The 14,801-nt window shown below is 43.0% G+C and carries 11 protein-coding genes; 2 read left to right on the top strand and 9 right to left on the bottom strand.

Annotated elements, in window-relative coordinates:
• Nucleotides 1–175: 175 nt before the first annotated feature.
• The 6 genes from ACMXYX_RS04665 to ACMXYX_RS04640 form a co-directional block, all read right to left on the bottom strand.
• Nucleotides 176–1,162 carry a hypothetical protein gene (locus tag ACMXYX_RS04665; protein ID WP_415906545.1) on the bottom strand — a complete coding sequence of 329 codons (987 nt, stop codon included), beginning with the start codon at nt 1,160–1,162 and terminating at the stop codon, nt 176–178.
• A complete protein-coding gene (locus ACMXYX_RS04660; protein WP_415906544.1) occupies nt 1,144–4,941 on the bottom strand; it encodes a hypothetical protein in 3,798 nt (1,265 codons plus the stop codon). Before ACMXYX_RS04660 ends, ACMXYX_RS04665 begins: the two co-directional genes overlap by 19 nt.
• 2 nt (nt 4,942–4,943) lie before the next feature.
• The gene (locus ACMXYX_RS04655) at nt 4,944–5,492 is read right to left on the bottom strand and encodes a DUF4123 domain-containing protein (protein WP_415906543.1); all 549 of its coding nucleotides are present in this window, start codon (nt 5,490–5,492) and stop codon (nt 4,944–4,946) included.
• Complete coding sequence (locus ACMXYX_RS04650; protein WP_415897740.1) at nt 5,489–7,603, bottom strand: type VI secretion system Vgr family protein; 2,115 nt, start codon at nt 7,601–7,603, stop codon at nt 5,489–5,491. Before ACMXYX_RS04650 ends, ACMXYX_RS04655 begins: the two co-directional genes overlap by 4 nt.
• Nucleotides 7,604–7,778: 175 nt before the next feature.
• Nucleotides 7,779–8,423, bottom strand: a complete 645-nt coding sequence (locus tag ACMXYX_RS04645; RefSeq protein ID WP_415894918.1) for a response regulator — start codon at nt 8,421–8,423, stop codon at nt 7,779–7,781.
• Between the two features lie 19 nt (nt 8,424–8,442).
• A complete protein-coding gene (locus ACMXYX_RS04640) occupies nt 8,443–9,798 on the bottom strand; it encodes a cache domain-containing protein (RefSeq protein ID WP_415906542.1) in 1,356 nt (451 codons plus the stop codon).
• Nucleotides 9,799–9,871: 73 nt separating this feature from the next.
• On the opposite strand from ACMXYX_RS04640, the gene ACMXYX_RS04635 reads away from it, so the two are divergent.
• On the top strand, nt 9,872–10,735 hold the full coding sequence (locus tag ACMXYX_RS04635) for a DUF4922 domain-containing protein (RefSeq protein ID WP_415897738.1): 864 nt from the start codon (nt 9,872–9,874) through the stop codon (nt 10,733–10,735).
• A 113-nt stretch (nt 10,736–10,848) separates the two neighbouring features.
• Here the strand turns inward: ACMXYX_RS04635 and ACMXYX_RS04630 are convergent, their stop codons facing one another.
• From ACMXYX_RS04630 to ACMXYX_RS04620, 3 genes are all read right to left on the bottom strand, one after another.
• A complete protein-coding gene (locus ACMXYX_RS04630; RefSeq protein ID WP_415897737.1) occupies nt 10,849–12,138 on the bottom strand; it encodes a TRAP transporter large permease in 1,290 nt (429 codons plus the stop codon).
• A gap of 13 nt (nt 12,139–12,151) precedes the next feature.
• Nucleotides 12,152–12,688, bottom strand: a complete 537-nt coding sequence (locus tag ACMXYX_RS04625; RefSeq protein WP_415883834.1) for a TRAP transporter small permease subunit — start codon at nt 12,686–12,688, stop codon at nt 12,152–12,154.
• 83 nt (nt 12,689–12,771) lie between these two features.
• Nucleotides 12,772–13,848 carry a TRAP transporter substrate-binding protein gene (locus tag ACMXYX_RS04620; RefSeq protein ID WP_415897736.1) on the bottom strand — a complete coding sequence of 359 codons (1,077 nt, stop codon included), beginning with the start codon at nt 13,846–13,848 and terminating at the stop codon, nt 12,772–12,774.
• A 292-nt stretch (nt 13,849–14,140) separates the two neighbouring features.
• On the opposite strand from ACMXYX_RS04620, the gene ACMXYX_RS04615 reads away from it, so the two are divergent.
• Nucleotides 14,141–14,791: a putative 2OG-Fe(II) oxygenase gene (locus tag ACMXYX_RS04615; RefSeq protein WP_415897735.1), complete on the top strand. Its 651-nt coding sequence runs from the start codon at nt 14,141–14,143 to the stop codon at nt 14,789–14,791.
• The last annotated feature ends 10 nt before the right edge of the window (nt 14,792–14,801 follow it).

The raw sequence follows: 14,801 nt of genomic DNA, 5'->3' as shown, positions 1-14,801 counted from the left end.
CCCATATCGGTCCATAGTACTAATTAGTATTCTTTTAATTTTTGGGTATTACCGCGTTTATAAACATGGCGTGGTACTCCCACTTGAGAAAAACGGCTTTTCCTTTCCATAACTAACCGTCACATCCTTGTGCTAAATCAAACCAAATTAAACTTACTTTGAGCCCAATTATTTTTTATCTATATTTAGTCATTCCTGTTGTTGAGAAAAAGTCGCCTTCATCAAAGAATATCTCAGGTTCAACTTTTTTAGAAAGCTCTTCAGCCTTTTCTTTTCCTTTCTTAATCTCATGTTCACTTAGGCTTTGAAATTGATATAAACCTTGAGGAGAATTATTAATAAAGCTTGGTTTATTCCCTGTCACCAGATATTCCAAATATAGATACGTATATGCCGTTATGTAATCATTATTTTTTTTTCTGGCCAAATAACTTATAGCGCTATACGAAGGAACATAACCGTTGTGCGCAGCTTTTTGTAATAGCTGAATTCTCTGTTCATACGTGAGCCCTCGATTAAAGGAGTCCCCTCTATAATAAAGAGCAGGACTAAAGCCTTTTGACGCAGCCTTATCTAATACTGCAATTATTTCATCGTCAACTTCTTCAGGCTTTTTAGTTCGATGACTAATGTAGCTAATCAGAGGGGTATAATAATCACGTTTAGCAGCATAAATAACCATTTCTTCTTCGCTCATGTAATCAGTAAAGGGGTTTAGCTTATAGAAAATGGTTCCTGAATATTTATTATAATAATAATAAGCTTTGATATCGCCTTGCTCTTTTAACTCGATGAGTTTCTCAATTCCTTTATCTTTCCACTCACTATCACATGGCCAACCTATTATCTTGCAATCATATTTAGGTCGACCAACTTTACCGCTTATTCTTAGCATGGCATAAGGATTACCCTCATCAGCTGCCTGCTTAAAATAGTCATACGATTTAGCGTGTTCAATAATGTTTTTTCTACCGATAGATGCAGCATACCAATATGCAGCATCAGCATTACCATTATCAGCTAATTCTTTTAACGTAGACCGGCTTTTCTCAGTCCTTAATTTGGATACCAATTCAAAGAGAGGATCATCTCTTTCAATATAAGGAGCCGCTGAAACCTGATTTACAAATAAACAAAGTAATATTAATTGAAAATATCGCATACACTTCCTGTTTTAAAAATTTGGAATTCTTTATCGTTATAACCTGCTAGCTCACGGCGATCGTCCATCTCTTCTTTACTTTGGCAGTCCCCGATATAACAGCATTTCACTTTGACCTGACTACTTTGCTTATGGCGAAGCAGCGCTACTTCGTAGCCAATACAAAGCTTACGTGATGATGCAACAAAGACCTCAAACTCGTTAGCACTTAGATATTTCTGCGTAAATCTATACAAAGATAACCAATTATTTAAAAACGCCAACCATTGCTCTTCTTTTTTTGTGGGTACCTCATAGTATTTAAAACCCATCCTAGTTACCGCTTTAGAAAAAACCCGAGCAGGTAGGTTACTAACCTTAGTATCCTCATACGGTATATATTTATTACTAGCGATTAGCTCCATCACTTTGATAATTGATTTGGCTTGATTTTGATTGTTCTCATTATATTCATCTTCATTGTCAGCACCTTCACTAAGAACATCACCTAAAATTTCAAATGCATTGTATATTTGTCGCTCCGCAAGCATCTCAAATAATAAAGCAATAGTTTCAGGAGGAAGATTAGTAACCCATTTTTTTACATGCTCAGCTTCCTTCCCGTCTCTTGAAAGAATAAATTGAGCCATGCTTGGCGCTAACTCTCTTCGACTCGATGCCTCTGTATACTTACCCAGTGCTTCAAACGGAAGCAACAGCAGATCCGCCATATGTAGACCTGTCATCAATTGCGCAGTCAAAAGAGTATTAAAAAATTCATAGTTAGTTTTATCTGTACCTTCGACCTTACTTTCATCAAATATAGAGATCCGTCTAAAACCCTCCTGATTCATTATTTTCAGGATCAGATCAAAAAATTCATTCACTACTGAATGATGAATCTCAAAAGCAAATTTCCCGCCAACACCAGGCCCCATAGCTAACTTTGCAGCGAATAAGACGATTAAACGGCCACCACTTAAGGAGAATTTAATTATTGCAGAACCGGCAGCACCAAACGCGACAGCAGCTTCAGCTGAAAACTTTGCTAATGTCAGAAAACCATCTTTATTTGTAACTTTTTCGTTTCCATCCGCCTGGATTAAGGGCTTATGTGTCGTTGGTAGCTGTGGAGGCTCCCACTTTAATTCAGCATTTAGTTTTCCACCAATTTCAACTCCCGCAAATGCGTTAACTGAAGCCGATAAATCTGCGGCCTTTCCTTCTAATTTTTCTCCTACACCTTCAATATATGGCGTTTCTGGTTGCCAGTCATTGAAGCCTTCCATTGTACTTGAAGTGCCCCTTACCCCAATGCCGCCTTCATCTAGCATGCCAAACTCTGTTTTAGCACCTAACGCTATTGAAGCACCCAGCATTCCGTATAGGGTTGTTGAAAGATCCATTCGGAGATTTCCGGCATTAAATAATCGAGCTACCTCGTCTTTACCTGCAGCGACCAAAGCCGCTTGCTTAATTTTTAAAGGTTTAGGTACTTTAACGATGTATGGGATAAGAAAAGCTTTACCTAACCTACAAGGTAATTGTGCATTTAGTGTGTAACTACCTTGGAGAATATTCAGTTCTAGTTTTGCTCCGTATTCACCAATGGTCACCTTCCCTGTTTTTTCAGCCTCTAGCAGATCTGCTTTTGCCCCTATAGTTGCAGCACTACTAAAACGCATAAACTGGTACTGCGCGGCTCCAGAGTAAGCTGGACCTACCTCGGTGGCTCCTTTTTTCCATTTGTAAACTCCTTTACTCAATGCGACATCCATTTTCGAGAGATCAACTTTACCGAAATTTATGGTTCCAATGTTTGTTGATCCATTCTTGGCAAATTCATCTTTCAAACCCTTCATTACATTAAGTAGGCTACTAGGATCTCCCTCTATATTTCCAACGCTGTTTAGCGGTTCTGCTCTACTCAATTGCTGAGAAAGTTCATACAAATGGCCACAATGATCAATTTTATGTACAACTCCATCCGGAACCATCCAGCTTGGTCCACGAACAAAACTCATTCTTCCTTCGTTACTCGCTAAATAGCACTCAACAATTTGGTACTCTGATTTACCCGTTTTAGCAAAAAGCTCCTTTGTTTTATTTTTGGGTTCCCACTTTTTTTCATCAACAATTAACTGATATGCCTTTTTCCCTTTGAAATACAAACGAACGGTTTTATTCTCCTTGGCATTGGTCCTTGCCTTTTCCTGGAGAACTTTTATACGATCTTCAACAATTCGTTTTAACGTCAATAGTGGTTGAAACATCAGCCCGGGGAGCCCGGTAACTTGGAGTAGGTTTTTAGTCGTTTTCGTTTTATCGGCTAGAGTCTGATTAACACGCGCCAGCATGGCGACTGCCGGAAAATAAGACCAGCTTACTTTGTGCTGTGACTCATCATAGAGTTCCCTCGGAGAAGCCCCTGCATTGCTCAGTAAGGTTGCAACCTCTTTATCCGTTAACAGATCATCATCGTAATCTACACCTGTATAGCTGCAACCAACCAAATCAGAGTCGCTGAGGCATTGTTCAATTAAAACGATGCCTCGACTGTTTAGCATGTAAAGAGGTGCGTGATTTAATCTTTCTGTTATTGAACTTAGATCTGAGGAGTTAAACTTCCAGTGGTTAAAATTTTCAATATTAGCAATAAAATCGGCTTTTTCTTGCCACTTTTTTAGGCTTTCAGCAAGGTCATCTAAATCACTTCCAAGTATATTTTTACGTCGTAATTTATATAGACCTCGAGTTTTATCAACTACGGTTAGATTTGAGTACACAACCTCTTCGTGTTCACTTGTAAAATAACCATTAGTACCCTCTGAGCCTTTTTTCTTAAAGTACACATGGGGAGTGCCATCATCAGTATTTTTCTGTGCGGCCGCCTTTTCAGCTATTTTCTCTAATTTTTTTATTTCGGTATTAAGCTCTTCCAATAAGTCATCAATAGCATCCTCACGAAATTGTTTTAGCTCAATTTCTGTATAACTTTCAGAAAAGGTTCTTTCGATGAACTTAGGCAGCCTCCATAGATCGGTAGTTAGGGTTAGTATCCCAATACATGTATGCCAAAACTTAGAGTTTTCTATGGCATTTTTGTATTCTTGTTGGAATTCACTCGCAATACCGTCTACTGATTTTTCTGAGATTAGCAGGCCAGACACCTTTTCTGGTTTTGCGACCACAACCTGTTTGAAGAGCATTAACGCTCTATAGCGTTGTAACTGTAATTCATCTTTTAAAAAGAATTCGTGAGGCTTATGAAGAAATTTTGAAAGGATTCCATACTTCCCCATCTCCTTCAGTACATCATCTTTTTTCTGTTTGGTTGAGGCGCTATGATTTTCCGTAGTGCCATTCGATGGCCCGCCAGACTCGCCTTCGACCTTGATCGAGCTATATATCCCCACCATTTTTTCTTGAAGGGCGTCCATATAACTGATTTCTTCCTTAACCTTTAGAGCTCCTTCTTGTGTAAGCAGAAACCAAGCCTGCTTCCCAGATTTAGGCATTGATGGCACATATAGCAGGTCAACATATTCTCTCGGTTTACACACCTCTTTTTCATTTTTCTGCGGCCGAGGTATATCCACTCTTTCGATAGAAACGTCTGGTGATTTTAATTCTTCTTCAGAAACAGGCTGACCAATTAGGTTACCTGCAAACAGCTCATTTGCTTGACTAATTTGGTAACAGCTTAAGTTGCTTATAGTTGATTCTGTAACGCCATAGTGTTTACAAAGCACGTCAGTACATAACTGCTGAACTTCTTGATAAGTGCTGATTGTTGCCATGATTATTCCATTAATCCTTTGTAAAACTGTTCTGGTAGCTGATAGGCCGTCTGAATTGCTTCAGGGGTTATTTCGTCGTGGTTTCTAAAGCTTCCTTTCGCCCAGATCACCTCTGAGATGCCACTGATAAAACGGGTGAGTTCGTTTTCTGTAAGCTCCTGTTCCAACGAATCTAAAAGCGCCGGAGAATAAAAACGAAATACCATTGCGTTACCCAATGGAGATTGAGCAAGCGCCCTGCTTTGCACCCAACTCAACAGTTCTTCTTTCGGCTGGTTTGGTGAGCCTATTACCAATGAGGAACCCGCTTGCCAGTACACATTCTGTTCCCACTGTTGCTGAATAACTTCGTTATAGAACAGCTCGGAATCAGATTTAAAAAATACGCACCAAGGCCCTTCTTCTGCGACGCTTTCTAGAATCGTGCCGTCAAATAATCTGGCTACATCTGGAAGCTCTTCATTTTGGAAGATAAGTGCCAATGGATTATCGTGAAAACGGTTATGATCCAGTATCAGGCAGTACAAAGCATCATCGTAGATAGGGATCATGCTAACCCCTTACATGGACAATCCGAACGCGGGCAAGTCGCAATAGACCCGCCGTCTTTCATACATAATCCGATTGCTGGCTGATCAACTAAGGCCATCCGTTTAAGCGTCGGTGCTGGTATCCAAGGTTCAGCAGCCGCTTTACCCTCAGTCACATATCCCGCTTGATCTAAATCGGCTTCTAACGGTGGTTCTGGTGCTACTGGTGCTGCTGCAGCGGCACTACCACCGCCGCCTCCACCGTTTAGGTTTATCGCGGCGCCATTCACTTTTACCCCAGCAGGATTAATCGTGATTGTGCTGCCACCTGCTTTTATAAGTATTTCGGTACCGGCTTCGAAAATGATCTTTTGCCCAGCTTTCCAGTTGCTCTCATTCACTGCATGCTGAAAGCCGCTTTTTCCAATTTGGGCATGATAGTCAGGCGTAATGGTATGGTTGTAGTTGGTTTTAACTTCACGATGGTAATCGCCTTTGGTTAGCGCGTGTTCCTCGTTGTAAAACTCTCTATATTCGTTATGTTCCACCAGCTGTTGATGCTCGTGGCCAACCCATTGTTTATGGGTATCTAGAGTACGTTGATCTAGGTCTTTCTCTGCTCTGATAAAGACCTCTTCTTCACCTTTTTTATCTTCAAAACGGATTTCGTTGTAGCCACCGCCACCTTTGCTGGAGAGGGTCTTAATTGTTGAGCGGGTTTTGTGCTCAGGCAGAGCATAAGGTGGCATATTATGGCCGTGATAAACCCTGCCTGTGATGATGGGCCTGTCTGGATTTCCCTCTAGGAAATCAACAATTACTTCATCGCCAATGCGAGGAAGAAACATGCTGCCGAAAGCCCCGCCTGCACTGTTTTGACTAACACGAAGCCAACAGGAGGTGTTTTCATCATATTCACCCATTCGGTCCCAATGGAACTGTACTTTTACCCGACCATGCTCGTCGGTATAGATCTCTTCGCCTTCAGGCCCTGTCACCGTTGCCGTTTGCGCTCCTTGAATCACCGGCCGTTTATTAAGGTCAACTTTAGGGCGGTAAGGCGTATCCATAGAGACAAGATTAAGTTTATTGCTGTATTTAGAACCTTCGGTCGTAGCACCTGTTTCCAACACCTGCGGCTGAGAACAAACATGCTCAATACGAGAAATAAAATACTCAGAATTTAATTCGCTACGCTCATGATCTAGAACGGTAAAACTAAAGCCCGGCGAACAGCGATTAACGTCACTTTCGGCTTCAACCGTCTTACGCTTTCGATTAGCAGAATCTAAACGGGCATCAGTTAGATGTGAGCCTCTGCCAGATTCCATAAAGTTTGCAGGATAATCGTAGATTTCTAGGGCGGTATCCTGCTGGTGTGAGGCTGTTTCAGTAAGGTCTAAATTCGGTTTGGTAAAGTTAAAATCACGTAAGGATACTTTGCCTGGACGGATCGATTCTGCATATTGAAAGCGGAATATGTGCTGCTCTGAGATAGCCCCTTGGGCATGATGAAAATATGGTATTTCAGCCTCACCACTGATATAGGGTGAAGAGGCAGAAGAATCGCTGAATACGATTGTGTGTTTATCAGCTGAGTGTTCGAAGTAGTAATGAATCCCCTCTTCCTCAAGCAACCGCTCTATAAAATTGAGATCTGACTCTGCGTATTGAACACAGTATTCACGGGCACTAGCTGGCCTTGTGAGGTCAAAACGGAATTCGTCTGAAGAGAAGTTATGCTCACTAAGCAAGTGAGTAATGATGTCGCGTGTCGTTAAAAACTGAAAGATCCGATTATCGAGTCGATGTTTTAATAACCAAATTTTCGGCACTAAAGTGACACGGTAACTGCTTTGTCGAACGCCTTCTTCGCCAATTACCGCACTGGCGACAATACCGTTGATATAACGCGTTTGTTCGTTTTCATCTCCGGTTTGATCCAGCAAAGTAACGCAAGCAGCCTTCCCTACAATTTGATCGATTTCTATATCTGTTTGCTTAGAAACCAGCTCAATTTCAATACTGAATACTTGGGATACCTGCTCCACTCCAGAGAGTCGTACCAGCGAGAATTCGCTACCGCCTTGCACATTAAAGAGGAAGCGTTCTTCATTTGCTTTTAAAAACATCACTCATTCCTTTGACGTGAAACTGCATCCGATCACGTAGACATATTACATAGCATTTTCATTAAGCATGGTTTATGCCATGTATTGATGGGATCGGGTTATAGCAATTTAAAGCACGAAATCAGTCCAGAGATCGTGCTATACAACAACATTGATTAAGTTATTTTCAGCTGTATTAATCTACCAGATTACTCTCGATTGCATATCGAGTTAGGCCCGCTGCGGTATGGATATCCAGTTTGTTTTTGATATTTTGGCGGTGGGTTTCTACGGTGCGAACAGAGATATCTAACTCGCGTGCGATCTCTTTGTTACTGTTGCCTTCAGCCACCAGCTTAAGTACATCTTTCTCGCGGCCCGTTAATGGCTCTTGTTCCTCTTCAACTGCGACAGGTACCGCTTGTTCAAACTGGCTGAACAATGCTTGTGATGCGCCGGAGCTAAAGTAAGTACCGCCTCGGTAGATGGTTTCGATAGCTGAGATAAGCTCTTCTGAAGAGACATCTTTCAAAACATAACCAGCAGCGCCGCATTTGATCAGTTTAACGATATATTCACGATCATCGTGCATGCTAAGGATCAGCACTTTGATGTCAGGTTGTTCTTCACGGAATCGTTCGGTTGCTTCAAAACCATTCATCACAGGCATGGAGACATCCATAAGCACGACGTCTGGCTTCACTTCGGCAGCAAGCTTAAGTGCCTGCTTGCCATCATTAGCCATACCCACGACTTCAAGTGATTCTTCACCTTCTAAACGTGCACTAATGCCATCTAACACTAATGGATGATCATCTACTAACACGACACGTATTTTCATATTATCCACTGTATTCAAGTTAAAGAATTGTAAACCCTGCACGAATCCGCGTACCTGCCCCTATTTTACTTTTCACACCAAAACGACCACTTAACAGTTCGGTACGTTCTCGCATATTTAGTAAACCGATGCCTGAAGCTGTCTTCCCTGGAGAGAACCCTTTGCCATCGTCCGTTACTTCGACCCAAATATACCCTTCTCGCGACCAAATGCGCAGCCCTACTTGAGTAGCCTCTGCATGTTTTTCGATATTGGTCAGCGCTTCTTGGGCGATTCGGTACATAGTAATTTCGATATCATCTGGCAGTCGTTGTTCAGGCAGCTCTAAACGGATATTGGTCTGTATGCCGGTACGCTCAGAGAACTCTGCGATCATACTGTGCAGTGCAGACTCTAAGCCTAGATCATCAAGCTGTATTGGGCGCAGGTCATGGGAGATACGTCGTACTTCTTGGATCGCCATATTCAGGACGTCGCAACCTTTATTTAAGTCATTGGCGGCCGATTCATCCTGTTTGAGTAACTTATCTCTCGCAAGCTCCAACCTGAACTTAACCGATACCATTAGCTGGTTAATGCCATCGTGGAGTTCTCGGGCAAAGTTACGACGTTGGCTCACTTGGAACTGCACGTAACTGTGGGCAAGTTCACGTAAACGTTTATCGGCAAGCTGGGAAGCATGCATGTTGATTGCGATACCCACCAAAGCAATTACGATGATCGTTCCTGCCAAAATCACTACGACGGTAAAGAAGGTATTACGAATATTACGGGTTACTTTAAGCCGGATTGAGGCAACCTCTTTGGCAATATCGTCGATATATAAACCGGTGCCCATCATCCAGTTAAACTTGGGGATCTCGACCACATAACTGAGCTTATCTTCCAGATCACCCTTGGAAGGCTTTTTCCACACATAGCGGTAAAAACCACCGCCTTTTTTCGCCACTTCGATGAGATCACGGATCACCATCTTGCCGTTTTCATCTTTAAGATCCATCAGGTTTTGACCGATCAATTCATGTTGAATCGGATGGACCAAGTTAACGCCCTGACGGTCATAGACAAAGAAGTAGCCATCTTCGCCGTAGGTCAGGCCATCGAGAATGTTTTTAACTTTTTCTTCAGCAACTGTATCCCCCGGCTGAGCATCTTTGACTATATGCTCAATTGAGTTCATCGCCAGCTCTACGTAGTTTTGTAGTTCTTGGCGTTTAGAGCGCAGTAAGTTTTCTTCGAAGGTGTGAATCTCTTGCTCAGAGAGATGCTTGGCTTGGGTCAAGCTGATCATGGTAACAGCCACAGTCACCATCACGAGTGGCAAAATGGAAAGCAGTAGGATTTTGGTTTTTAAAGAGGCTGTAACCCGTTTCATTGGTACTAGCTTTCCTGATCATTTCGGCTGATAGTTAAGGTTCCAGTATAAAGGATGCGGGGTATAACACTCCATGGATTTCTCACTATGGTCAAAGGCTGAAGTACTTTACACATCGGCATCTCGCCGCGGCGAGTTAAAGAGCCTGACAACCTCATCACATAAGGTTCAAGAAGGCGAGCTACACTTCCAACTAAGGCAATTATCCAGCTTAAAAGAGAAGGCCAAAGCCAACTCAGCGACATCAAATAATGACCCTTTTCTTCCCCACGAACCGAGTCTTTATGTTGGTCCTGTGGGTGATAATCATAAGTTACTACTGAACAAGTTTAACGTCTTAGAGCAGCACCTGCTGTTAGTAACCAATCACTTTGTACAGCAAAACATTCTGCTTTCGCTCGATGATTTTAGCGCCTTATATCAATGCTTAACCCAAGGCCCGGCGCTCGCTTTTTATAATAGTTCAGCCGAAGCCGGTGCTAGCCAACCTCACAAACATCTACAGTTAATCCAGTTAGATGAAAATTCAGCTGATCTGATCCCCTTTAGTCCACAGTTTGAGGAACTACATGATGAAGTACCAAGGAAGTTAGATTCCCTTCCCTTCGAACATGCCGCCTTAGCTTTGCCAAATGATCTCTTCGACGGGGACACGCCTGAAGATTCAGCAACTCAATTACAGCATTTGTATGATCGATTGCGCACGACACTCTCTCTAGAAAGTTCAGGTGATAAAACCGTGCCACCACACAATCTTCTACTCACTCATGAGTGGATGATGGTCGTGCCACGTAAGCAGGAATCCTTTGAAGGTATTTCACTAAATGCTCTAGCCTTTGCGGGATCTATCTTGGTAGAGGATAAAGCCCAAGCCGAGCTAATTACGCAACAAGGGCTTTGCAAAGCGCTGTCAGAAGTTAGCGGTTTACTTGTATAAAACAGCTAACCCCAGACAAAAAAGCGCCCCGATAAACGGGGCAAATGGGAATGAACCATTAATTGGGCGGTGGCCCGCCCAGAGAGAAGAGTGATAACGGCCACTCAACCGTCTTACGCCAAACCATAGAATCCTGGGAATACTAGGATTGAGATAACAACCGCTACCTGCATTAGGATGAAAGGCATTACACCTTTATAGATATCCATTGTCTGTACGCTCGGCGGTGCAACACCTTTGAGGTAGAACAGACTGAAGCCAAATGGCGGAGTTAAGAAACTTGTTTGTAGGTTCATCGCGATTAGGATCGCAAACCATACCGGCGCTATACCTAGTGCATCAGCAACCGGTGCCAAGATCGGTACGATGATGAAACTGATCTCTACGAAGTCGATAAAGAAACCTAGGATCAAAATCGCAAGCATAGATAGGATCAAGAAGCCCTGAGCACCGCCTGGTAAATCAGATAGAACTTCCTCAACAATGTAGTCACCACCGGTGTAAGTGAACGCCATAGAGAAGGCTGTCGCACCCAACAGGATCGCAAATACCATCGCGGTAACTTTTACCGTTTCAGTTGCAGATTCTAGAACCATTTTCCAGCTGAACTGACGGTACATAGCCGCCAATACGATTGCACCTACGCCACCTAGTGCAGAAGATTCTGTTGGTGTCGCAATACCTGCGAAGATAGAACCCAACACAATCAAGATCAGTGCTAGTGGTGGAATGATCGCTTTAAGCGCTTTTATGTACTGCTCGCGCTTAGAATCAACATCGTCGTCTAGAGGCAGTGCTGGCGCCGCTTCAGGCTTAACAAAGCTGTAGATTAGGATATAAACAACGTAGATACCGATCAACATTAGACCTGGGCCTACCGCTGCTTTAAATAGGTCACCTACAGGGATACCTAGAACATCACCCAAGATAATTAGGATGATCGATGGTGGAATAATCTGACCTAGCGTACCCGACGCACAGATCGTACCGCAGGCAAGTGACTTGTCGTATTTGTACTTCAACATTACCGGTAGCGAGATCAAACCCATTGCTACCACAGATGCACCTACTACACCGGTAGAAGCCGCCAGCAACGCACCTACCAATACAGTAGAGATTGCCAAACCGCCGCGAACACCGCCAAACAGTTTACCCATGGACTCAAGCAACTGCTCAGCCAACTGAGTTTTCTGTAAAACGATACCCATGAAAATAAATAGAGGAACCGCCATCAATACCGTGTTTTCCATAATGCTCTGAATACGGAACGGCATGAAAGCAAACATTTCAGCGCCTTCAGCAAATACACCGAAGAACAACGCTACACCACCAAAGGTAAAGGCAACTGGGAAGCCGACAAGCAGCATCAACAGCGCCACAACAAACATAATAATACCAATCATTACTAAACGCCCCTTAGTGCTGTGGTGGTTGGTAATGATCTTCTTTGGTATTGCCCAAGAAGATGTTTAAAGATTTAAGGAACAAACCGATACCGCTAATTAACATGGCAAAGAAAGCAAAAGGGATAACGGATTTGATAATCCAACGATAAGGAAGACCACCCGGATCGCCCGAGGTCTCACCTAATTCAAATGATTCACGCGCAAAATCGATACCATACCAACCAACTAGGGCACAGAACGGGAAGAGCAGAAATACACAACCCAACATATCGATCATTGCTTTGGTTTTGCCTGATAAACGTTCGTAGATCAGGTCAACACGTACGTGGCCACCGACCCGTAGCGTGTAAGACACACCTAATAGAAAAACTGCTGCATATAGGTGCCACTCTAATTCTTGCATCCCGATGGAGACATCATTAAAGACATAGCGCATTACAACGTCGATAAAGACATTGAACAGCATGATTACAAATAGAACTGCAGAGATCTTGCCCATCAAATCTGAAAAGCTGTTGATCACCTGCTCCAGTCTCACTAGAAACATGATTTCTCCTAGAAGATTAAGAAGTTGGTGCCCCGGATCGGGACAATGTCCAGAGCACCAACGAGGGGGTTCTTACGACTCGATTACTTAGACAAGCTGTTTAGGTAAGCTTTGTCAGAGATATCTGTCCATGCACGTGCTTTTTCCATGTACGCAGACTGAGACTCAAGAATTTTCTTAGCTAGTGGATCAGCTGCTGCTTTCTCAGCAAGTAGCTCATCGTTAGCTTTACGCATTGCGCTGATTACTTCAGCTGGGAAAGATTTAACCTGAATGTTCGGGAATTCAGTTTTCATGCTTGCCCAGTTTTCAGCAGACGCGTGGTAAGACTGGATGTACATATCGTACGCCGCTGTACGCATTGCTGTTTTAAGGATCTGCTGCAGATCAGCTGGTAGACGCTCAAACTTCTTCTTGTTGATCAAGAACTGAAGTTCAGTCGCAGGCTCATGCCAGCCAGTGTAGTAGTAAGGAGCGATCTTGTGGAAACCCATACGTAGGTCAAGTGAAGGACCTACCCACTCCAATGCATCGATAGTACGACGCTCAAGTGCAGTGTAAAGCTCACCTGCTGGAATGTTAGTTGGTTTCGCTCCTAGCTTAGCTAGTACTTCACCCGCGAAGCCAGGGATACGCATTTTCAGACCTTTTAGGTCGTCCAGAGAGTTGATCTCTTTCTGGAACCAACCGCCCATCTGGTTACCTGTGTTACCACCAGGGAAGGACATTAGGTTGAACTTGCCGTAAACCTCATCCATTAGTTCCTGACCACCACCGTAGTAGAACCAACCGTACTGTTCAGGTGCAGTCATACCAAATGGCATAGTCGTGAAGTAAAGCGTATTTGGTACTTTACCCTTCCAGTAGTAAGACGCGGAGTGACCCATATCGTACTGACCAGAGCGAACCATATCGAAAACACCTAGTGGTGCTTTGTGCTTGTTCTTAGAGTCGATTTGAATTTTAAGACGGCCGTTAGACATCTCTTCAGCTAGCTTAGCCATGTTTTTAGTCGCATCACCAAAAACAGGGAAGTTAGTTGGCCAAGTTTCTGCCAGCTTCAGTTTGTAAACCTTGTCAGCAGCCATTGCTGGCGTTGCCAGTACTGCAGTACATGCAGCTGCAGTAATTAACTGCTTAGGAAAAGTCATTTTGAACATTTTTATTATCATCCTCTCTCTATAATCCGCGTTTTTAAACCGTCATATAAGTGTGGTCGCACCTGAAACAATCTCCTGTCCACCCCAACTACGACCACAGCTAACACTGCTAAAACTATAACCATGCTAGCTCTTATAGTCTTACACAGCATGCCATACCCCGATATTGGGATAAATGCGCATAAGTACTAGATAGATTACTTAGATGACGTACGTAGTACTACGTAGAACAGCTAGATTTATCTGCTAGCACAGATATTATGTAGCAACATTCCCAAAAGGCTAATATCTTATGACAGAACAACAGAGAACACGCCGTTTAAGAAAGTATGAAGCCGATCCAGCCAATTCATCCATCAGTTCAACTAATGATAAAATCGAGCTTTTATCACCTTTTGGGCCACTAATCACAAAGGCGAAACTTCCTTTAGATCTCGTAGACAAAATTAATCGTTTCGCTGATCTGCATATTTCCGAAACGGAAAGCTCTGAATTTATGCTTCCTGAGAATATTGTTTTTGGTGGGGTGCCTTCCCTTGCCGAAACAGTCGGCTCATTAATTGGCAATTATGTTAAGGAAGCAGAAGGTAGCCAATTAGATAAAGCTACCTATGAGGTGTTCTGGATCGTCAGCCAGTACCAAAACACACCTAGCCCAGTGCATTTCCATTCTGGTGATATTTCAGGGGTGCTGTACCTAAAAGTCCCTGAAGAGATCGACCCTAGCCAAGAAGAAAGAAACTATATCTCGGGTCGCAAAGCGGGTTATCTAAATTTTATCGAAGGTAATAAGCAGCGTTTTTCTAAATCACTTTTAAGTGTAAAGCCTGAGGTGGGGGATTTTTACCTTTTCCCAGGTTGGTTACTCCATGGCGCTGAACCCTTTATTGGCGAAGGGGAGCGGCGCTCCATGGCATTTAATGCGACATTAGAGGTTAAATAAATTTCTAAGC

Source organism: Neptuniibacter sp. QD72_48 (genome assembly GCF_047778065.1).
Taxonomy (GTDB): Bacteria; Pseudomonadota; Gammaproteobacteria; order Pseudomonadales; family Balneatricaceae; genus Neptuniibacter.
The sequence above is the reverse complement of the archived record's forward strand: the minus strand, read 5'-3'. Positions and strand labels throughout refer to the sequence as shown.